The sequence below is a fragment of the Sporosarcina sp. JAI121 genome (genome assembly GCF_013408665.1).
Taxonomy (GTDB): Bacteria; Bacillota; Bacilli; order Bacillales_A; family Planococcaceae; genus Sporosarcina.
In genome coordinates this window covers 1,799,971-1,820,639 of sequence record NZ_JACCCL010000001.1, presented here as the reverse complement: position 1 = coordinate 1,820,639, position 20,669 = coordinate 1,799,971, and the positions used below count along the sequence as shown (strand labels likewise).

Sequence of the window (20,669 nt, the reverse complement as noted above, 5' to 3'; positions counted from 1 at the left end):
GAGCATGGTATGAAAAAATGGTATGCAGTTATCGGAGATCCTATCGCACAGTCTATGTCTCCGTCCATGCACGAAGCTTGGTTTGAGGAAAATGGAATGGATGCAACCTATATTCCGATTCAAGTTAAATCGGACAGGTTGCGGGAAGCGGTGGAAGGCTTGAAGAATTTGGGTTGTTCAGGCTGGAACGTAACCGTGCCGCATAAAAGTGCTATCATTCCTTTTCTGAATCAATTGGACCCTTCAGCTGAGCGGATGAATGCAGTGAATACCGTCCGTGTTCTTGAGGATGGCTCGCTTATCGGCTACAATACAGACGGAAATGGATTTGTCCGGTCGTTGGAAGAAGCGTATGGCACGCTGTGTAAAGGTAAAAAGGTTCTTGTTATCGGAGCGGGCGGAGCAGCCCGTGGTATCGCCTTTGCCCTTCAATCCGCGGGATACGGACCGCTATTTTTCACAAACCGCACGTTGGAAAAAGCCGAACAATTAGCGGCCGATCTTACAGATTCGACGGCTCTGTCCATGGTAGAAGCCGAATTATCCCTCTCGGGGTTCGGCTTGGTTGTCCAGACGACATCAGTCGGCATGAACTATGCCCAAAAAGGAATGCCTTTGAACCCGGAGAATGTATATGAAGGAACCATTGTTGCAGATATTATCTATAATCCGCTTGAAACGGAATTCCTTACAGAAGCCCACAAAAGGGGGGCTAATATATTGAACGGGGTCGGAATGTTCGTCCACCAAGGTGCACTTGCGTTCGAGACATGGACTGACGTCCGCCCCCGAACTGAAATCATGATAGAAAAAATAACAACAACTCTTGGAGGATAATCATGTTAACTAATAAACAAAAAAGCTTTCTTCGCAGTGAATCGAATCATTTGCAACCGCTTGTCCATATTGGAAAAAGCGGTTTGACGGAGTCAGTCATCAAGCAGATTGAAGAAGCGCTTGAAGCGAAAGAATTGATCAAAGTGACTATTTTACAAAACTGTGACCAAGATAAGAATGAAATTGCAGCTAAGCTTGAAGAACAGGCAGGTATTGAAGTCGTTCAAGTAATCGGTAAAATCATTGTGCTGTATAAAGAATCTGTTGAGAAAAAACGGATTGAACTTCCATAAAGGGGTAAGTTCCTTATGAAACGGATTGGCATACTTGGTGGTACATTCAACCCGCCTCATATCGGTCATCTGATTGTTGCGAATGAAGTGAAGCTTGCACTGGGACTTGATGAAGTCCGGTTAATGCCGACTGCGGTCCCGCCTCATAAGTCTGCACCGGGTGATGCGTCAACGGCACAGCGGTTGCGTATGGCAGGATTAGCCGTGAAAAATGTTGATGGTTTAACTCTGTCAGCGTTCGAAGTGGAACGGGGCGGTGTTTCCTATACATTTGACACGATGAAACAGTTGACGGAAATTGAACCCGATGTCGATTTTCACTTCATCATCGGTGGTGATATGATTGATATGTTGCCGAAATGGTATCGGATCGAAGAACTAGTCACGCTCATCAAATTCGTCGGTGTCAGGCGTCCTGGCGCTGTTGGAACAACTGATTTACCAATCATTATGGTGGATGTCCCGCAGATTGAATTATCCTCAACGGTAATTCGGAATCGCTTTTCAAAAAATGGCACAGTTCAATTACTTATCCCGCCGGATGTGGAAGAATTTATTCGTGAGGAGGGATTGTATGGAAGCTGATCGGTTGAAAATGGAAATCGCGCAACGTATGTCGACAGAACGATATGAACACGTTTTGCGGGTAACCGAAACGGCAAAAAAACTTGCTGCGACAAATCGGATTTCGATAGAAAAAGCGGAGCAAGCGGCATTATTTCACGATATAGCTAAATTCATGGACAAGTCTGACCAGCAACATATACTCGAAACTGCAGACGAAGATCCACGGCTCTTTTCATTTCATCACGAATTATGGCATGCTCCAGTCGGCGCAATCATCGCGCGTGATGAATTCGGGATTAACGACAAGGATATTTTGAATGCAATCCGTTATCATACGACCGGTCGGGCAAATATGTCACCGCTGGAAAAACTTATATACATTTCAGATATGATTGAACCTGGACGCAACTTTCCTGGAATAGAAGATTTAAGAAAAAAGGCTGCAGAAAATCTTGAAACGGCCATGGAATCTTGCATCCATCAGTCGGTGCAGTTTCTAGTGAATAAAAGAGCACCGGTCTTTCCGGACTCAATAGACTGTTACAATCAGCACTTAGAGAAGAAGGGAACAGTGAAATTATGACAACTACATTACTAGCAACAGCTTATAAAGCAATTGAAGATAAAAAAGGTGAAGACATCGTAGTACTGAACATGGAGGGAGTATCGCTTATAGCAGATCAATTCATCATCTGTCATGCCAACTCCGGGCGCCAAGTCCAAGCAATCGCGAAAGAAGTTACTGATAAAGCTGCCGAATTCGGGTTTAGTACAAGAAGAATTGAAGGAATGGACATGGCTAGATGGGTACTCGTCGATCTCGGGGATGTCGTCGTCCATGTATTCCATAAGGATGAACGTGGATACTATAACCTTGAAAAGCTTTGGGGAGACGCTCCGATGCTGGATATGGCTGAAGAAAAATGAATCGGGCTTACTCCGACTTCGCTTCAGTCTACGATGAACTGATGACCGACATCCCCTATGACGCTTACATTGATCTAATCGATGTAGCGGCAGGGGGAATTGCGGGCAAACGTGTATTGGATATTGGATGTGGAACAGGACTCCTATCCATGAAACTTGCGAAGGCAGGAGCACAAGTTACAGGAATCGATCTTTCCGCCGATATGCTAGCTATCGCAGAAGAGCGTGCACAGTCACTTTCCTTGCCTATGCAGTTTTTTGAACAGCCGATGCAGCAGCTGAATGATTTTTCGGACTATGATATTGCTGTCATTGCCATTGATTCGTTGAACTACTTACCGAATCGTGAAGATGTGATATCGACATTCCGTCATATTCATTCTGCTCTTGCGATTGGCGGAAAACTAATCTTTGATGTCCATTCCACCTTCAAAACGGATGAAATTTTCTTGGAGAGCCCTTTTACATATGATAATGGCCGAATTGCGTACATATGGGTAACGGATGTAGGGGAAGAGCCCCACTCCGTTTATTCCGAATTGGCTTTTTTCGTCAAGGTCGATAACGGATTGTTCAGACGTTTCGATGAAGTTCATGCTCAAAGGACGTTTCCGGTAAATGAGTATGCGGATATGCTGTTGGACGCAGGTTTTTCGATAGAACGGATTTTTGCAGATTGGGAAGACGAACCGCCGAATGAAGAAAGTGAAAGAATATTTTTTCAAGTTCGAAAATGATCCTTTACCTTCATTCATTTTAGGATCACCCTGCAATGAATGAAGGTAAGCTTCTGGCGGATACTGCGGATTGTTAGATGATTTTATCAAGCTATGTTTCCGCGACGAAAGCGAAGCGGCAGTCAAAAAAACGCCGAGCCGTAATTGATTTTTTGGTTGCATTCACTTATAGTTGAATAGACTCCATATGGATGCCTCCGAAGAAAGGGTGATTGTACTGTTTCTTTCGTTTGTATCCGGTAAATGGCGTAAAATCATCACCCCCATTGCAGCAATTGCCGTGCTATCCGCTTTACTGTTCTTCCCCAAAGGACAGGCAGATAACACTTCGTTTGTCATGAGCGAACAACCCCCATTCCCTGAATTGATTGAAGAAGATAGTGAAGAACTAGTGGAAAATAGTATTCAGCCCGATCCAGTTATCGTCGTTGTCGATGTGAAAGGGGCTGTTAGGCATCCCGGTGTCTATTCAATGCATGATGGAGACCGTCTGATTGATGCAATCAATGCAGCTGGCGGTTATTTGCCGAATGCGGATTCCCGCATGTTAAATCACGCTATGAAACTTGTAGATGAGTTTGTTATCTACGTCCCAGTTGAAGGGGAGGAAGCGGTGGATATTTCTACCGTCCAGATGAATGGGACAAGCTCACAGCAAGATGACGGAAAAATCAACATTAATACTGCAGATGAAATAGAACTGATGACCATCCCCGGGATAGGTCCATCTAAAGCTGCGGCCATTATTCAATACAGAACGGATCAAGGGCCTTTTCAATCGCCTGAAATCTTGATGGAAGTGTCTGGAATCGGCCAGAAAACATTTGAGAAGTTGGAATCACAGATAAAAGTGAAATAATCGGGAGGACTTTCCGATAGAGGAATGTTCCAAACGAAATAGTCATTGGAGGCATACAAATGGAGCGAATAACATGGGACCAGTTCTTCATGGCCCAGTGCCATCTATTAGCAGTAAGGAGTACATGTACAAGACTTTCCGTTGGAGCGTCAATCGTCAGGGATAACCGGATCATCGCAGGAGGATATAACGGCTCCATTTCGGGAGGGGATCATTGTATAGATCATGGCTGCTATGTCGTCGACAGTCACTGCGTAAGGACGATTCATGCAGAGATGAATGCGTTGCTGCAATGCTCAAAGTATGGTATTCCAGTTGCGGGCTCAACGCTGTATGTCACGCATTTCCCATGTCTGCAATGTTCCAAGGCAATTATTCAAGCAGGCATTCAGCATGTCATCTACGCTACAGATTATAAAAACGATGAATATGCGTTAAAGCTGTTCGAGCAGTCAGGTATTTCTGTTCAGCATATTCCCTTCGATGATAAGAAAGTCGACTTTTCCAGCGATAGAAAGCTGGATTTATTTAACGAAATGCTTCAAATAATGCAAGCACTCGGCGTTGGACCTGAAGAACTCTCCCCTTACAAGCAAAGGGTTGATGATTTATTCGAGAAATGATTTCCCGTGTCCGTTTTATGTATATAGCAATCCCGGTCGCCGTATCAGCGTTTGCTGCCTACGGTCCGGTCCATCTTCTGCTTTGTAATCTCTTCCTCTTCCCCATCTTCTTGATGCGAAAAGAAGATTTCCTCACACCTATCCTCGCGGTTGCGGCCGCCATCTTTTCTTTTCTATATATATCTGCAACGATTCCCACTTTAGAAGAATCCGGCGAAGCCACCTTGACCCTAACTTGGTTCGATAATGTGAAAATCGATGGCGCAAAAATGAAAGGTTTCGCCGAAACCTCTTCCGGTGATACCATCTATGCCATCTATACACTAGCCAGCGAACAAGAAAAAACAAGATTCCTGAAAATGAATATCCCTTCAATAACATTTACAATGTCAGGTTCGTTTCGTGATTCTGAAATTCCATCACATGATTATTCATTCGACATGGTGAAATATATGAGAATGTTCGGTGCTTCAGGGATATTTGAATCGGCGACGATCATTCAAACAGAGAGAAAGTCAGGTATTCGTACCCGGTTATCCGAACAAAGATGGAAAGTGAAAAGTCATATCGGGGTCGCATTCCCTGAAACGTTGAAAGTGGAGGCGGAGGCGCTGCTCATTGGCGACCGAAGCGGGATGGATGAAGAGTTGGCGGCAAAATACCGGACGCTTGGTATTACGCATCTTTTTGCGATTTCGGGATTGCATGTAGGATTGCTGACATTTTTGCTGCGTGAAATCTTGCTAAAGGCGACGATGCGGAAAGAGACCGTAGATACGCTCCTCATGGTGTTACTGCCTCTTTATGCAATTATGGCAGGCGGGGCACCTTCAGTCTGGAGGGCGGTGTCAGTGACGGTTCTCGTACTACTAGCATCATCCGGCAGGGTGAAAGTAAGACTTGATGATGCATTGGGAATCAGTGCGGTTTGTTTTATCCTTTATGAGCCATTTGTTTTGTTTCAGCCGGGATTTCAGTTGTCTTATTTAGCGGCTTGTTCACTCGTCTATTCTTCAAGTATGTTATCAAAATCCAAGACCGCTATTGGGTTATCGTTCTTGGTAACATCAATCAGCCAGCTTTCTTTATATCCAATTTTGCTATCCCATTTTCACGAATTGTCCATTTCATCCTTTGCCGTCAATCTTGCTTACGTTCCGCTATATTCAATCATCATATTGCCGGCGAATATTGTATTACTTATCACGACATTCGTTTTTCCGAAAATGGCTGACATTTTGTTCATGGTGTATGAACCATTCAGGGGGAATGTGGGAGTAGTGACAAGCTGGATTTCTTCTCTGCCATACCAATTATGGACACCAGGGAAACCTGATGCGATATGGGTTTCCATTGCAATAGCAGGGGTTTTGCTGTTTTTTATCCGCTGTGAAGAAGGTGCAAGTATCGTCCGATCCCTTCCTTTTGTAATATTGCCTGCTCTCATTATCCACTTCACACCGTATATGGACAGCTCCTTGCATGTGACATTTTTGGATGTTGGGCAAGGAGACAGCATGGTCATTGAATTGCCTTATCGAAAAGCGGTGTATGTAGTGGATACGGGCGGGACAATCACATTCGGGGAGTCGAATTGGAAAACTCCCGAAAAGAAGTTTGAGGTCGGCAGAAAAATCGTAGTGCCCTATTTGAAGGGACGCGGTATTACAACGATTGACAAACTAATAATCTCTCATGCCGACGCCGATCATATGGAAGGGGCGGATGAAGTTCTGGAAGATCTGAAAGTTGATGAAATCCATATATCACCCGGCAGTGGGTTTGAAGCTTCGATGAAGGATATACTTCGTATCGCAGAGCATAAACGCATTCCGATACACTCGATGAAAGAAGGAATTTCGTGGAAAGAAGGAGAGCTGTCTTTTCATTATGTGGCACCGTCGGATGGGAAGTATGAAGGAAATGCAAGTTCACTCGTACTGTTCATGAAAACAACCGGGCCTTCTTTATTATTAACTGGAGATATGGAGAAAGAGGGGGAAAGTCAATTTCTTCAGAAGCATGGACATTCCGATTTTGGTACTGTCATTTTAAAAGCGGGGCATCACGGCAGCAAGACATCGAGTACAGACCAGTTTGTAAAAGTGCTCCGTCCAGAATTAACGATTTTCTCCGCTGGCAGGAACAATCGTTACGGACATCCACATCCGGAGGTTGTCGATACGTTTAGGAAACATGGTTTACGGACAATGTCGACGGCCGAATTTGGTTCGATTACTGTATCTGTTAAAAAAGACGGCTATTACGTTTCATCCATGACAGAATAAAAAACGGACATTGAATCCCGAAGTGGGATTCAATGTCCGTTTTTCTTCAAGCTTATTAGCTAGCGACAAAGTCGATTATTGTAGCAATAACAAAAATTGCTGTAAATGCTACGAAAGAGACGATGAAGCCGATTCCAGAATCGATTAAATCATTACGTTTGGACTGTACATCATGTTCAAACTCATTCATTGCTACACCTCCTGATTCCATTATAGTATAGATGATTCCTGGGGAAAAATCCATAGCAATCAACTTTTTAAACAGGTTCGTCCGTAACTGACACAATTTGTTCAAACAGTCTTTTTGCTATACTGTATAATTGGAATGAATTTAATCGGAAGAGGTGAGTAATGTGGCGACTGCAATATGGAAAAAAATAGCCGCAGGAGAAATCGATTCAGTCTACTTACTAACTGGACTCGAACAACATTTATTCGACTCGACAATTACCCGCTTGAAAAAAGCGTTACCAGATATCGATGAGGCATCGGTTATCCGATTTGACTTGGAAGAAACGCCTGTGGAAACGGTGATTGAGGAGGCGGATACATTACCTTTCTTGGAAGACCGCAAATTGATTATAGCGGGAAACGCTTCTTTTTTAAAAGCCCAAGATAAAGCCAGGGAAAAAGTGACGCATAATTTATCGCTACTGGAAACCTGGCTTGCAAATCCGTCACCGACCGCGACGGTGGTATTTATAGCGCCGTATGAAAAACTTGATGCACGGAAACGGATTACGAAAATAATGAAAGAACAGGCGACAGTTATAGAGTCAAAACGTCTGCAGGGAAAGGATCTTTTCACATGGATCCAACAGGAAGCTGGTGCGAACGGGTCACGAATCAGTCCGAATGATGCCGAGTTACTTGTGAAAATGGCAGGGGATGATCTTATGACATTGTCATCGGAAATCTTCAAGATGGCTACCTATTTGAACGGTGAAGGAGAAATCACAACGGATGTGATCGAGTTGCTTGTACCACGGACGCCTGAGATGGATGTTTTTCGATTAACGGATGCATATGTCTCGGGGAAGGTTTCTGATACAGTTGCCATTTATCATGATCTCTTACGCAATGGAGAGGAACCGATTATGCTGACGTCACTCATCGCGAGTCAAGTAAGGTTGATGGTACACGTGGGATTATTACAGAAAAAAGGCTATCAACAGCATCAAATTGCGAAAACGTTAGGTGTCCACCCATACCGGGTGAAATTAATGATGGAAAATAGAAGTCTGCCGAATTCAGAACGATTATTATTGGTGTTGAATAAACTTGCGGGAATCGACTATAAATTGAAATCGTCAAGCGGTAAGAGAGAACGGATTTTGGAGTTATTCTTCATGGAACCCCTAAGGAAATAAAAAAAGAAAGGTCGCCCGAATTCGGACGGCCTTTCTTACAATGAAGAATTAAAGTGCTTTTTTAGTAAGACGTGCTTTTTGACGTGATGCAGTATTTTTATGGATAAGGCCTTTACGTGCAGCTGTATCCATTTTTTTGATCGCATCTCTTAGAAGTCCAGTAGCGTTCTCGTCTTTAGCGTCAAGTGCAGCTTCAGCTTTACGGACAGCAGTACGCATTGCGTGCTTCGTATTCGAGTTCTGCTCGTTTGCAGCAGCGCTAGTTTTTACGCGTTTGATCGCAGATTTAATGTTTGGCATTTCATTCACCTCCAGTTTCAGGTAAGGCAAGAGTGTTTCCACGAAGTTTCGGATATCTCTTTCACAACAAGCATAATTTTATCAAATCAAGCGCCAGATTGCAACAAGAAATGCGCAAGCTATCAAATGAGATGTGTCATGTAAGGATCAGGCAGGATGGGTGGCGCCGATATTTGCGCGGAAGGCGCTGGTTATGGCCTGGACATAAGGCGGCTACAAAGAAAACAATTAATATAAGAACAAAGAATATTTACTTGTCATATGACACAAACTTGAAAGCGAGGTGATTACATGGAGAAGTATGATTTTTACCGAACGGATCTTGTAGATGAGAGTGAAGAAATGGTTCGCCACCGGACGGAAAATGAAAAACACAAGCTGAAAGAATCGGATGGTGTTTTATTTGGCGAAAATAGGTTAGGCAGGGTCATCGTTACATCTGTAAAAGTTGATGCCCAGGGTGAAAAAAAGATTGGTAAGAAAAAGGGGACCTATATTACGCTGACAGTCCCGGCACTAACAGCGGATGATCAGGAAGGGCTTGTCGATATGTCAAGGGTATTGATTGATAAATTGGATGAAATGCTGGCGGATGGCCCTTCACTTAAAACAGGTAAAATCCTTTTAATAGGACTGGGTAATCGTGACATCACACCCGACGCGGTAGGTCCACTTACGATGGATCGCCTGCGGGTAATCGTCCCCGATTACTACTCAGAGGAAGGCAGCGAAGTATATGTTTATGCGCCTGGTGTCACTATCCAGACAGGCTTGGAAACGGCTGACTTCGTAAGAGCCGTTGCCAAAGAGATAAAACCCGATTTATTAATTGTTGTCGATGCACTGGCCGCTAGGGATAGCTCAAGGTTATGCCGGACAATCCAGTTGACGGACACGGGTATCCATCCAGGATCGGGCGTTGGCAATAGCAGAAAAGAGATATCACAAGAAACACTTGGAATGCCTGTAATCGCAATCGGAATACCAACAGTCGTCGACGGTCCCGTACTTATTGCGGATGCCATTAATACGATGTTCGGTTATATCGCTTCAAAAATCGAAGAGAAAGACAGTCCATCTTCGCGCCTTTCCGTGACGCCTTGGCTGCACAGTGAAAATAAGGATGCCGACCGAGCGAATCTACTTCCGATTTTCGGTGATTGGGCGACATGGCCGCACGAAGATCGCATCCAACTGTTTGAAGAAGTATTGACGAACCATGAACTTCGAACGTTTGTTTCGCCAAAAGAGATTGATGCGTGGGTATCCCTTTACGCAGATACGATTGCTGAAACGTTAGGAGGCTGGATTTCCAATATAAAAAACAGTCATTGAGCCGTTTTCCAACGCATATAGTTGGAATACGGAGGGATGCCATTTGAAAAAAACACTGCAAATATGGGGCACACTTATTTTATTTCTATTCCTGTTTCCCGTGATTATCACAACAGTACCCGAGGGACAGCCGGCGAAATCTTCCAAGCTTGTGAAAGAGCCTTCTTACATGGTATACGCAGCCAATATTATGGAAGAGGAAATAGCACAAACGGCAGATGGTAAAGCATTACTTTATTTCACACATTGGACAGAAGCATTCAAGCCGGTCACGCAAGCGAAGGATGGGAAAATTACAGTTTCACACCAAACGGAAAACATTACAAAGTTTGGTGAAAAACTAAAGACACAATTACTGTTCAATGGAATTGAAACAGATGTTTTATCGGTTGAAGTGCCTCACACCGGTGCTTATAGAAAGATTCGTCCATATGTTGAAAAGCAGATAAAGGATAAAAAATATGATCTGATAATTGATCTTCATAGGGATTCCGTTGGTCCGAATATAACGACAACTTTGTTTGAGGAAGAAAAATATGCGAAAGTTGCTTTCGTCATTGGGATGGAACATCCGAATTTTGAGCGTAATCGTGCAAAAGCAGTGCAACTGAAAAATGAAATGGAGCTGCTTGTCCCTGGGATTACACGAGATTTGGTTATGAAGCACGGTGCGGGTGTTGATGGGAAGTACAATCAGGACCTTGATGCGTCACTTCTAGTTCTTGAATTAGGTGGAATCGGGAACAAGGAAGATGAACTGAATCGTACAATTGCTGTGGTTGCGAAGGCCGCCGCAACTGTCATTGAAAAATCCAACAGTGTCGAACAGTGATTTAATAGCTGTTCATTGTAATAGTTCATAGTAGAAACGACTTCATTTGTAAACCTTAGGTATCAATTATTCATATGGTATTTTTTTATTTACAGTTGCATGTTCTGAAGTATGTATTAGGGGTTAATGAATCGAATAACTATTTAAACTTTCAGGCCTGACTTGGCTTCAAAATAATAGAGTTACACAAATTGTTAACTTGTGTAACTCCAAATGTATGTCGGCACAGACAATTCATACCGAATATTTATCGCAAATAATGATTGTCGTGATGTCAATGAAACTACCAGTTTAAACTATTACATCGAACCATAATGGTGATTTATCTTCAGGGTCTTCATTGTAATTGATCGTAATTTCCTGACCATCATTAATATCCGCAATCGCATAAAAATCAATCGACAGATTGTCTATGTTATTTGTAAACATCGCATTTGGGGAATAAGAGTGATTATATAGCGATCCATATCCAAGAGCAATCGCTGTATGTTCGTAATTTTCACCCCAAGTGAAGCAGTAATCATACAGTACTGTCTTCTCTAGATATTTCCAGTCATTTTTACTTGATGTTAAAACGGGCGAAATCTCAATTAGTTCGCCATTTTTAATATCGCGTGTGGCGAATATTCCCCTGCCGTACTTTCCTGTATCTTTTATACAAATTGGTAACACCGAAGTATCTCCTTTCAAAAACTTCTGATCACTATATTGAGTGATTTTAGGATGATAAAGTAAGTGCTCATTTAATCAAATTTCACAAGGTGTTTTTTCAAATAACTGTTGCGGTTGCGAATAAATTGATAGATAAAATCAGGTTCATTGTCAAATGTATCAATAGCGTTCTTTTTATATGGATCGAGAAGGATGTGTGGACGTAAGGATTTGTGTAGAGTAACTATTTTATTTTCCATATAGTCAACTGTAAACTTAGTTTCCAAAATTTCTTCCAAGATGTTTCTATATAGTTTGCGGAATTCTGGGACACGCATTAAGAGATAGAGGAGGTGATTGTTCTTTTTCCCTTCAATAGGAACGTAATCGAACGACATGATTCCTCCGTTGACTTTCCTGCCCCAAGTTGCATCATAGTCCCAAGGGATGATTTCAAACAAACACGTCTCGCTGTTATGGTATAACGCATAGTTATGAGTGAATCCATCGTTATTCATTGTGCAAACAGCTCCTGCGAGCCAACGTAAAAGTGTATCGATATTGATATACCGGCAAATTTCAGTAGAGAAATCAGAAAGAGGTATGGTGTTTATTTTAAGTATAAGTTCCTGGAGGATGTTATCGTCCGATTGGTTTCCAAAAGCTCGTTGATAACCCGAAAGAAGCGATGTTTTCATCTTCTCGTCTCTTATCAAGGAAAAGTTGGCATTATTATTGACTGCATAAAAAATAGGACCCATTGGAAGACATCTCTTTTTTAAGAAAAATTCATCAACGGATTCCAACTGTAAATAAACACCTTTATGGAACTCATTGCGGGATAAATTAATATGTTGACTATGCGGTACTAGAATCCCGAGATCATGAAAGAAGTCGAAAGAAAGTTTATTGCGGATTAGAGAGGGGTCTCTATACTCTGCATTAAGATGAATTTCGCGGGCACCGGAGAACATTTTTGGATCAATGAACTCGACACGATAAGATTTTTTACGAAATTTACGTGTGTAAGAGCCCCTATAGGCAATATCGATATCATAGGTGACACCTTCCACTATCAAATCAGCGGGAACAGGTTCATTATTCCATAAATCGCTCCGTAATTCTTCTAAATTCTCGTCTTCAATTTTTAAAGAATAAGATGGAATTAGATAGGACATAAAATCTCTTCCCTTTCTGTTATTCAATCCGCTTATTTAGTGAACGGCCAACAGGTTTTGAAAATAGAGACTACTTCCTCCTTGATTAGGAGGAAGTAGTCTTTTTCTTTTCGTCAACGACGTCCTTTACGTCGACCCTTCCGTCGACCTCTCGAAGAAGAGCCTGTCGATGTAGAACCTCTTGACCCAGAGCCCGTCGATGTAGAACCTCTTGACCCAGAACCCGTCGATGTAGAACCTCTTGACCCAGAGCCTGTCGATGTAGAACCTCTTGAATCAGAGCCCGTCGATGTAGAATCTCTTGAACCAGAGCCCGTCGATGTATTACCTGTAGAATTAGAACCTGAATTTGAACGGCGACCTCTAGCTTTTTTTCCTTTTGGCATAAAAATCCCACCTTCTTTTTATAGTCTATACCATTGTATTCAATACTATTTTTACTGTGTCGGCAGGAAATCTGATGGGGCATAGATTGCTTTGACATATTGGAAAACTTAATAGTAATAATGCTCTGTTAGTACGCAAACCATGACGACTACTAATATAGTATGAAGTTAAATTTATGCATATTAAGGTTCTTCAAAAACTGAAAAAGAGCGGGAGATATAATTGCTCGGCCTATATTATAAAAAATATTTGTACTTGGCCCATTTATTTGAACTGGGCAAATGACCATAACCTTCTCAACCTAAGATACATATAGATAGCAGGACACGATAAAAGGAGGTTGGAACTTAATGAATACGGAAATGATACACTCACTGGTTGATAGAGTAATTAAAGTCGATAGAGGGGGACCTGAATCACGTATTGGTAAGTTACTGGCAGCAGACGAGGATTACATTACATTACTTAACGCAGAGGAAGGAATCATCTATTACAATACACAGCACATTAAAAGCCTAACTTATAATGCAAAAGATCAAGTGCAACTTGCCGTTGAAATTCCTGATGACTTTACATTCATTCAAGCTAAAGATTTCAAGAGTGTTTTGGGGAAATTAACACTTCGATGGGTAAAAATCAACCGCGGAGGACCAGAAGCACTAGAGGGTATAATGGACATTGTTTCTGATGATTTTGTAACAATCGTCGCAAACGAAGAGATTATCCGAGTCTCCCTTTTTCATATCAGGAATATTAGCTACGGAGTCAAAATCGAAAAAACGAAAACAGACGAAGATAGTAATCAAGGAAAAGATAATAAATCAAAAGACTCGAAGTGAAAAAGTAAATAGTTATTTGATACATTCGTCGCTTCTGTTTGTCAGAAGCGACGCTATTCTATGAAGGAGGGCCAAAAAATTGCATGAGCGAAAATTTGAAAAAGCTTTAGCCGGCCTTATAGATATGGAAATTGGATTGTATCTTAGTGACGATCAATTAATAAAAGGAATTTTGTTAGATGTTAAACAAGACCATCTAGTTGTTGAAGTTGATCAAAATGTTTTTTACTTTGCACTCCAACATATCCGGGCCCTTTCAAAAAATGCTAAAGATTTTTACGTTTCGCCAAAAAATACACCATATCTTGATAGAAACTACTTAGTAGATGTTTTGAACGCTTTGAAATACAACTGGGTCTACGTAAATAGCGTCGGCAATCAGGTGTTTTTCGGGGTGTTAAGCGGAATATTTGAAAATTACATTACCGTAATTTGTAATACGGAACAACTCTATATCCAAAAATCCATTATATCCAACATTTATAGCACAATAAACGATGATCAGGTCAAAAAAATTAATTATCTGGAACAACAGAATATCTTAAATTCAATCACATCCAACACACAACAGACTCCTCTTACGGAAGATGCATCAAGGGAAAAGTCTGATTCCTTCTTAAATGAGTTACAGGAGGTTCATGCCGAAGAGCGAGATGCCGTTAAACATTTACAAACGACAAACAAAATGGATTCAGCAACAAGTACTGAAGCTCTCTTTGCGGGTGCCCCCCTAGAAGGAATAGCGGTAGTTGAAAATGATGCTAAAGCACATACAAAAGTTCAACCAAAGACAGCAGTTGAAGTGGAAGTAGAGGTAGAAACGAAAGTAGAAGTAGATTTAGCAGTAGTAGCAGAACCAGAAGTAGAAATAGAGATAGAAGCGGAAGTAACATCTGACTCCCTGGGTGTTGATATTGATATTGAGCGACACGTAGATTTCATTCAAGAAACCGTTACATTAAGTGATCACGACACACATGACCAACCCGATACTCCGAAGGGAGAACAAGTGACAGAATTTCAGCGAGATAACGCAAATGATAAACAACTAACAATCAAAATGACTCCATTACAATATGTTGAAACGACTTTTAATGAAAAGCCCTTCGCGGAATCAACGGAAGTAAAGAATGTTTTGGATGAAATTTTACAAGTAAGTTCAAAGCTTGAGACTGAAGAAGGTTTCAACTTATTGCAAAAGGTTACAAATGAATTAGTGAATAAGAATGAAGTCCAACCGTTTGAAGTGGGTCACCTGGATGTTGTAAGATCCGCTGAATGCTTTATAAAAAAAGAGCAATTTAACATTACTAAACCTGAGTTCAAACGTAAAAATAGGAGGAAACTTTTAAACACATGGAGCACCATGAATAGCAATAAGTACGCAAATACACAACAAAACAGCATTGCTGAAGAAAGTGTATTACCAGCTTTTTACGAAGAAATTGAATCCGTTGAAGCAAATACTCCTGCTATGCCTCAACTTCAAGAAAATCCGAAAAATGAAAAAGAAATGTTAGAGAAGCAATATTATGCACTTATGAAGCACGCGGAAACAAATACCTATCATATTCCTGAAAAGCAAACAAATTCATCAGAAGAAAAATCGATAGAAGAAATGCAATACTCCGCTTTAATGAAGCATGCAGCAAAGATGTATCGTGAGTTTAATGATTGAAAACGAGTATTACGTAAATAAATGGTTTGTAGAAAGGTCCCCATTTATTTAATTGAAAAGCATGGGTAGTGTAGCTAGTAGGCAGGAAGGAGATGTGAATTTGAATAAAATTATTCAAAGTCTTATTAACGAAGTTGTTCAAATTGAAGTTTCCGGGAAGAAACAACTAAAGGGGACCGTTATTGACCTAGGCAGCGATATGATTGTGCTTTTTAACGGAATAGACTTTGTCTACATTCCCCTAGTTCATATTCAAAACTTTGCAGTTGACCGTGATAATGAAGACGATTTAAAAGCCCCAATGGAGTTCCCCAGCATTATTTCGGATGAAAATAACGAAGATTTGACTTTTGGAGAGGTACTTTTAAAAGCTAAAGGGAAATATGTTGAAATTTATGTCACAGGCGGTCATACCCTGCATGGTTGTATTTCAAGTATCATGAGTGACTATCTAGTATTCGATTCTCCCATTTATAAGACCATGTATATTGCATTAAGTCATTTGAAATGGCTGATTCCATATTCTCAAAATGAAAAACCCTACGGCCTGGATGACCGGAAGACTACGATACAATCGGATCAAGAATTATTGCCAAACACCTTTGAAGTTCAAGTTGAAAAGCTTGCCAGTGAGATTGTTGTATTTAATATTGATGGAAATAAAAGTTTTATAGGGAAATTAAATAATATAGAAGGTCAAATCGTTGAGATTCAAACAGCTAGGAAGAACTCCATTTATGTAAACCTTCAACATATTAAAACGCTGCATAAAGTGTAGACCCCTGTTGCATTCCATTAATACGTTATTTGCTTCTAATTGAAGATAGTAAGAAGGGGAGGACCCTTTTCGGGCTGACGAGAAACTATCGACAGCCTATTTTTTTTTGGACAAGTTCTCCGTATTCTATTTTTCATCCATTATACGAACGGTTGTCCAGTTAATGTGTAAAACTGTTCCTTTCAAACATATATACATTTTGAAAGGATTGGACATACATCCCGTTCCTATTCGATTGAGGCGAATATACATAAAAGAAACGGACAAACAATAAGAGGATATTATTCTATTGAAAAGAAGGGATATGTAAATGTATGAGTTTTCAAATTGTAATCACCGGTTTGGTGTTCCTAACAACAATGTTAGTCATATTTTGGAGACCTAGAGGAATGAATGAGGCCTGGCCCGCTTCAATCGGTGCGGCAATAATTCTATTAACAGGGATTGTGTCACAAGCGGATATCATGGATATCATCGATAAAATTGGGGGTGCCTCCATAACAATCATTGCAACGATTGTTATGGCTGTTATATTGGAGAGTTTCGGTTTTTTCCATTGGGCAGCCGCATATCTTGCAAAACTATCGAAAGGTTCAGGGTATCGTCTTTACTGGAATGTTCAGATATTGTGTTTTTTGATGACACTGTTGTTTAATAATGATGGGAGTATTCTAATTACTACGCCTATATTACTATTATTACTTAAAAATCTTCAACTAAAACCTCATCAACAAATTCCTTATCTCTTAAGTGGGGCACTCATTGCAACAGCTTCAAGTGCACCGATAGGAGTAAGTAATATCGTTAACTTGATCGCGTTGGAAATTGTTCAGATGTCACTTTGGATGCATACGGCAATGATGTTTGTCCCGGCAACAATAGGTTTGTTTTTTATGTCGAGCCTAATGTATTTGATTCTAAGAAATAGACTCCCGAAAAAATTACCCAATTCTTTAAATGATGTTGAAGAAGTCTTTTTTAGTAAAAATTTCCACCCCCTAAAGACGAAGATTTCGGTTGAAACAAAACAAAAACGTACTAAATTCATGATGAAGATATTATTATTTGTCTTTATCATGCGTTGTCTACTTTTTGTTGCATCTTTTGTTAACGTCCCTATTGAAATTGTAGCTGTGCTCGGATCGGCCGCTCTACTTTTTTGGCGATGGTATCATTTACGGACTAACCCTGTAGATATACTGAAGAAAACTCCTTGGCAAATTCTTATTTTCGCCTTTTCTATGTATGTGATTATTTATGGCTTGCATAATGTGGGACTAACAGCGTTACTAGTGCAATTATGTGAGCCAATTGTAAATCAAGGGTTATTTCAAGCAAGTTTCATCATGGGAGGGTTAGTTTCAATGCTATCTAACATCTTTAATAACCATCCTGCATTAATGATTGGGACGATTACCTTGACTGAAATGGGGCTAGATCCGATTACACTAAAGACCATATATCTTGCGAATATCATTGGCAGTGACATGGGTTCTTTGCTACTACCTATTGGAACGCTTGCATCCCTTCTTTGGATGCATATCCTTAGAAAAAACAAAATTAAAGTTACTTGGAAAGATTACCTAAGCGTAACGTTGATTGTCATTCCAATAACAACAATCGTAACATTGACATTGTTATATTTCTGGGTCCAATTGGTTTTTGCCAATTAAGATTACAATAAAAAATATTTATATCAAGTGAAGCAGGAAGTGTCCTAATGAAAACATTTCCTGCTACTATTAATTATATCAAAGAAAACTAAGGTGAATCCAATACAAGTTCATGGACTTTACATTAAGATAGGCTCGATAGAATTTAAGAAAAATCCGACAACGTATAAAAGAATCCATTGTTAATAACGTCTTATTCCCAACTTTGAAGAACAGTGAAAAAGTTAGGTGATTTCAAGAAGTAATTAATAAGGATCCTCATTTCTAATTTGAAGCCATTCCTTGTATGTATATGTTTTATTAGTGGGAAAGGGTACCATATAATCCGGTTAAACTAAAAATTTATCGATTAATAACGGTAATTCTTGATAAGAATACTATTTACTACTATACAACTAATTCCATTTAGCTTGGTATTAAGAATGAGGGTGCCGTGATATTTTTTCGGTACTTTGATAAAAAAAGGGTTTTTATTGTTCTTTTTATAGATTAGTACGAAATCAGTTTAAGTAGAGTCATTATAAAGCCTGGTATACAAAGGTTTTAACATAAATATATAACAAGATGGACGGATATCTGCTATAATTTATTTAGTTAAAATAGGAGTGAACTGATATGAATCATGAACAGAGAGCGGCACGCCAAAAAAACATTCGAAATTTTTCCATCATCGCCCATATCGATCATGGGAAATCAACATTGGCGGATCGGATTTTAGAACAGACCCAAACATTGACATCAAGGGAAATGAAAACCCAGACATTGGATTCCATGGATCTTGAACGCGAACGCGGTATTACCATTAAATTGAATGCAGTACAGCTGACGTATTCGGCGAAGGACGGGCAGGAGTACACATTCCACCTAATCGATACGCCTGGGCACGTCGACTTTACATATGAAGTGTCCCGAAGTCTTGCGGCCTGCGAAGGTGCAATCCTTGTCGTCGATGCGGCTCAAGGTATTGAAGCGCAGACGCTGGCAAACGTTTATTTGGCACTTGATAATGATCTTGAAATATTGCCGGTCATCAACAAAATCGATTTGCCCGCTGCTGATCCGGAACGTGTGAGAAAAGAAGTAGAAGACGTTATCGGATTGGATGCTTCTGAAGCGGTACTTGCATCCGCAAAAGCGGGAATTGGAATTGAAGATATACTGGAACAGATTGTCGAGAAAGTTCCCGCTCCGCAAGGGGATCCGGATGCTCCGCTCCAAGCGTTGATTTTCGATTCTCATTATGATCCGTATAAAGGTGTTATCGTCAACATCCGAATCATGCAAGGCTCAGTTAAGCCGGGCGATAAGATTCATATGATGGCGACTGGCAAAGAGTTTGAAGTTCTTGAAATCGGTGTCTTCACACCGAAAATATCACCGAGAGAAGAATTGACTGTCGGAGATGTCGGCTATTTATCCGCCTCCATAAAAAATGTCGGAGATACACGGGTCGGAGATACGATTACGACCGTGACAAATCCGGCGAGTGAACCGTTGCCTGGATACCGCCGGATGAATCCGATGGTGTTCTGCGGATTGTATCCGATTGATACGTCCAAATACAATGATCTTCGCGATGCATTGGAAAAACTTGAATTGAATGATTCAGCACTTGAATACGAGCCGGAAACATCACAGGCACTCGGTTTCGGTTACCGTTGTGGATTCCTTGGACTGCTGCATATGGAAATTATTCAGGAAAGAATTGAGCGCGAATTTAATATTGACCTGATTACAACGGCGCCGAGTGTTATTTATAACGTCGTCCTGACGGATGGTACCGAATTGAAAGTGGACAACCCTGCTATGATGCCGGACGCGCAGAAAGTCGATTATGTCGAGGAGCCGTATGTAAAAGCATCCATTATGGTGCCGAACGAGTATGTCGGGTCCGTAATGGAATTGTGTCAACAAAAACGCGGAAACTTCATGACGATGGATTATCTGGATTCAACCCGTGTCAACATCATCTATGAATTGCCGCTTGCTGAAATCGTTTATGATTTCTTTGATCAGTTGAAGTCAAGTACGAAAGGGTATGCCTCACTCGACTATGAACTAATTGGCTATAAACAATCGAAACTCGTTAAAATGGACATCCTCCTAAATGGGGAGCAAGTTGACGCATTCAGTTTCATCGTCCATAAAGACTTTTCGTATGACCGCGGGAAAGCGATTGTTGAAAAGTTACGGAAATTAATCCCGAGACAACAATTTGAAGTGCCTGTACAGGCAGCGATCGGACAAAAGATTGTTGCACGTTCCACAATCAAATCGATGGGGAAAAACGTCCTCGCCAAATGTTACGGCGGAGATATCTCCCGTAAACGTAAATTGCTTGATAAACAAAAAGAAGGTAAAAAGCGTATGAAACAAGTAGGGTCGGTAGAAGTGCCGCAAGAAGCGTTCATGGCTGTCTTGAAGATGGACGAGGAATAATTAATAAACGAAGAAAAAGGGGGCTTCAAGCCCTCTTTTTTCCGTGTCTGGACTCTATCGCATCTGAACGGGCGCTTG

The 20,669-nt window shown here is 40.9% G+C and carries 21 protein-coding genes; 17 read left to right on the top strand and 4 right to left on the bottom strand.

All coding sequences use genetic code 11. The features are described from left to right. The first annotated feature begins 9 nt into the window (after positions 1 to 9). From aroE to HDC33_RS08510, 9 genes are all read left to right on the top strand, one after another. Positions 10 to 837: a shikimate dehydrogenase gene (gene aroE / locus HDC33_RS08550; protein ID WP_179392032.1), complete on the top strand. Its 828-nt coding sequence runs from the start codon at positions 10 to 12 to the stop codon at positions 835 to 837. Between the two features lie 2 nt (positions 838 to 839). Continuing rightward, positions 840 to 1,130, top strand: a complete 291-nt coding sequence (gene yhbY / locus HDC33_RS08545) for a ribosome assembly RNA-binding protein YhbY (protein ID WP_179392031.1) — start codon at positions 840 to 842, stop codon at positions 1,128 to 1,130. Between the two features lie 15 nt (positions 1,131 to 1,145). After that, a complete protein-coding gene (locus HDC33_RS08540; RefSeq protein ID WP_179392030.1) occupies positions 1,146 to 1,715 on the top strand; it encodes a nicotinate-nucleotide adenylyltransferase in 570 nt (189 codons plus the stop codon). Then, positions 1,705 to 2,280 (top strand): bis(5'-nucleosyl)-tetraphosphatase (symmetrical) YqeK, encoded by a 576-nt coding sequence (yqeK, locus tag HDC33_RS08535; protein WP_179392029.1) that lies wholly within the window; start codon positions 1,705 to 1,707, stop codon positions 2,278 to 2,280. Before HDC33_RS08540 ends, yqeK begins: the two co-directional genes overlap by 11 nt. Further along, positions 2,277 to 2,624: a ribosome silencing factor gene (rsfS, locus tag HDC33_RS08530; protein WP_179392028.1), complete on the top strand. Its 348-nt coding sequence runs from the start codon at positions 2,277 to 2,279 to the stop codon at positions 2,622 to 2,624. The genes yqeK and rsfS overlap by 4 nt, the downstream gene beginning before the upstream one ends. Next, positions 2,621 to 3,361 carry a class I SAM-dependent DNA methyltransferase gene (locus tag HDC33_RS08525; RefSeq protein ID WP_179392027.1) on the top strand — a complete coding sequence of 247 codons (741 nt, stop codon included), beginning with the start codon at positions 2,621 to 2,623 and terminating at the stop codon, positions 3,359 to 3,361. Before rsfS ends, HDC33_RS08525 begins: the two co-directional genes overlap by 4 nt. A 187-nt stretch (positions 3,362 to 3,548) precedes the next feature. Next, the gene (locus tag HDC33_RS08520; protein ID WP_218843182.1) at positions 3,549 to 4,220 is read left to right on the top strand and encodes a helix-hairpin-helix domain-containing protein; all 672 of its coding nucleotides are present in this window, start codon (positions 3,549 to 3,551) and stop codon (positions 4,218 to 4,220) included. 59 nt (positions 4,221 to 4,279) lie between these two features. Next, positions 4,280 to 4,843: a ComE operon protein 2 gene (locus HDC33_RS08515; RefSeq protein ID WP_179392026.1), complete on the top strand. Its 564-nt coding sequence runs from the start codon at positions 4,280 to 4,282 to the stop codon at positions 4,841 to 4,843. 17 nt (positions 4,844 to 4,860) lie between these two features. After that, positions 4,861 to 7,131, top strand: coding sequence for a DNA internalization-related competence protein ComEC/Rec2 (locus HDC33_RS08510; protein WP_179392025.1), 2,271 nt, complete (start codon positions 4,861 to 4,863; stop codon positions 7,129 to 7,131). Positions 7,132 to 7,186: 55 nt separating this feature from the next. Here the strand turns inward: HDC33_RS08510 and HDC33_RS08505 are convergent, their stop codons facing one another. Then, positions 7,187 to 7,321 carry a YqzM family protein gene (locus HDC33_RS08505; RefSeq protein ID WP_179392024.1) on the bottom strand — a complete coding sequence of 45 codons (135 nt, stop codon included), beginning with the start codon at positions 7,319 to 7,321 and terminating at the stop codon, positions 7,187 to 7,189. 163 nt (positions 7,322 to 7,484) lie between these two features. Here HDC33_RS08505 and holA point away from each other — a divergent pair, with 163 nt between their 5' ends. Then, complete coding sequence (gene holA / locus HDC33_RS08500) at positions 7,485 to 8,501, top strand: DNA polymerase III subunit delta (RefSeq protein ID WP_179392023.1); 1,017 nt, start codon at positions 7,485 to 7,487, stop codon at positions 8,499 to 8,501. A gap of 48 nt (positions 8,502 to 8,549) precedes the next feature. Here the strand turns inward: holA and rpsT are convergent, their stop codons facing one another. Next, positions 8,550 to 8,801, bottom strand: a complete 252-nt coding sequence (gene rpsT, locus HDC33_RS08495; protein ID WP_179392022.1) for a 30S ribosomal protein S20 — start codon at positions 8,799 to 8,801, stop codon at positions 8,550 to 8,552. A gap of 291 nt (positions 8,802 to 9,092) precedes the next feature. Between rpsT and gpr the strand changes: the two genes are divergently transcribed. Together gpr and spoIIP are read left to right on the top strand one after the other, a co-directional pair. Continuing rightward, positions 9,093 to 10,136 carry a GPR endopeptidase gene (gpr, locus tag HDC33_RS08490; protein WP_179392021.1) on the top strand — a complete coding sequence of 348 codons (1,044 nt, stop codon included), beginning with the start codon at positions 9,093 to 9,095 and terminating at the stop codon, positions 10,134 to 10,136. Positions 10,137 to 10,179: 43 nt separating this feature from the next. Further along, positions 10,180 to 10,968 (top strand): stage II sporulation protein P, encoded by a 789-nt coding sequence (gene spoIIP / locus HDC33_RS08485; RefSeq protein ID WP_179392020.1) that lies wholly within the window; start codon positions 10,180 to 10,182, stop codon positions 10,966 to 10,968. A 291-nt stretch (positions 10,969 to 11,259) separates the two neighbouring features. Here the strand turns inward: spoIIP and HDC33_RS08480 are convergent, their stop codons facing one another. Both HDC33_RS08480 and HDC33_RS08475 read right to left on the bottom strand, forming a co-directional pair. Continuing rightward, positions 11,260 to 11,640 carry an SET domain-containing protein gene (locus tag HDC33_RS08480; RefSeq protein WP_179392019.1) on the bottom strand — a complete coding sequence of 127 codons (381 nt, stop codon included), beginning with the start codon at positions 11,638 to 11,640 and terminating at the stop codon, positions 11,260 to 11,262. A 71-nt stretch (positions 11,641 to 11,711) separates the two neighbouring features. Continuing rightward, positions 11,712 to 12,797, bottom strand: coding sequence for a CotH kinase family protein (locus HDC33_RS08475; protein WP_179392018.1), 1,086 nt, complete (start codon positions 12,795 to 12,797; stop codon positions 11,712 to 11,714). Between the two features lie 737 nt (positions 12,798 to 13,534). Here HDC33_RS08475 and HDC33_RS08470 point away from each other — a divergent pair. From HDC33_RS08470 to lepA, 5 genes are all read left to right on the top strand, one after another. After that, positions 13,535 to 14,023: a hypothetical protein gene (locus HDC33_RS08470; protein WP_179392017.1), complete on the top strand. Its 489-nt coding sequence runs from the start codon at positions 13,535 to 13,537 to the stop codon at positions 14,021 to 14,023. A 79-nt stretch (positions 14,024 to 14,102) separates the two neighbouring features. After that, on the top strand, positions 14,103 to 15,701 hold the full coding sequence (locus tag HDC33_RS08465; RefSeq protein ID WP_179392016.1) for a DUF2642 domain-containing protein: 1,599 nt from the start codon (positions 14,103 to 14,105) through the stop codon (positions 15,699 to 15,701). 100 nt (positions 15,702 to 15,801) lie between these two features. Next, positions 15,802 to 16,479, top strand: coding sequence for a DUF2642 domain-containing protein (locus tag HDC33_RS08460; protein ID WP_179392015.1), 678 nt, complete (start codon positions 15,802 to 15,804; stop codon positions 16,477 to 16,479). Positions 16,480 to 16,793: 314 nt separating this feature from the next. After that, positions 16,794 to 18,152: an arsenic transporter gene (locus HDC33_RS08455; RefSeq protein ID WP_179392014.1), complete on the top strand. Its 1,359-nt coding sequence runs from the start codon at positions 16,794 to 16,796 to the stop codon at positions 18,150 to 18,152. A 615-nt stretch (positions 18,153 to 18,767) separates the two neighbouring features. After that, positions 18,768 to 20,591: a translation elongation factor 4 gene (gene lepA, locus HDC33_RS08450; protein WP_179392013.1), complete on the top strand. Its 1,824-nt coding sequence runs from the start codon at positions 18,768 to 18,770 to the stop codon at positions 20,589 to 20,591. The last annotated feature ends 78 nt before the right edge of the window (positions 20,592 to 20,669 follow it).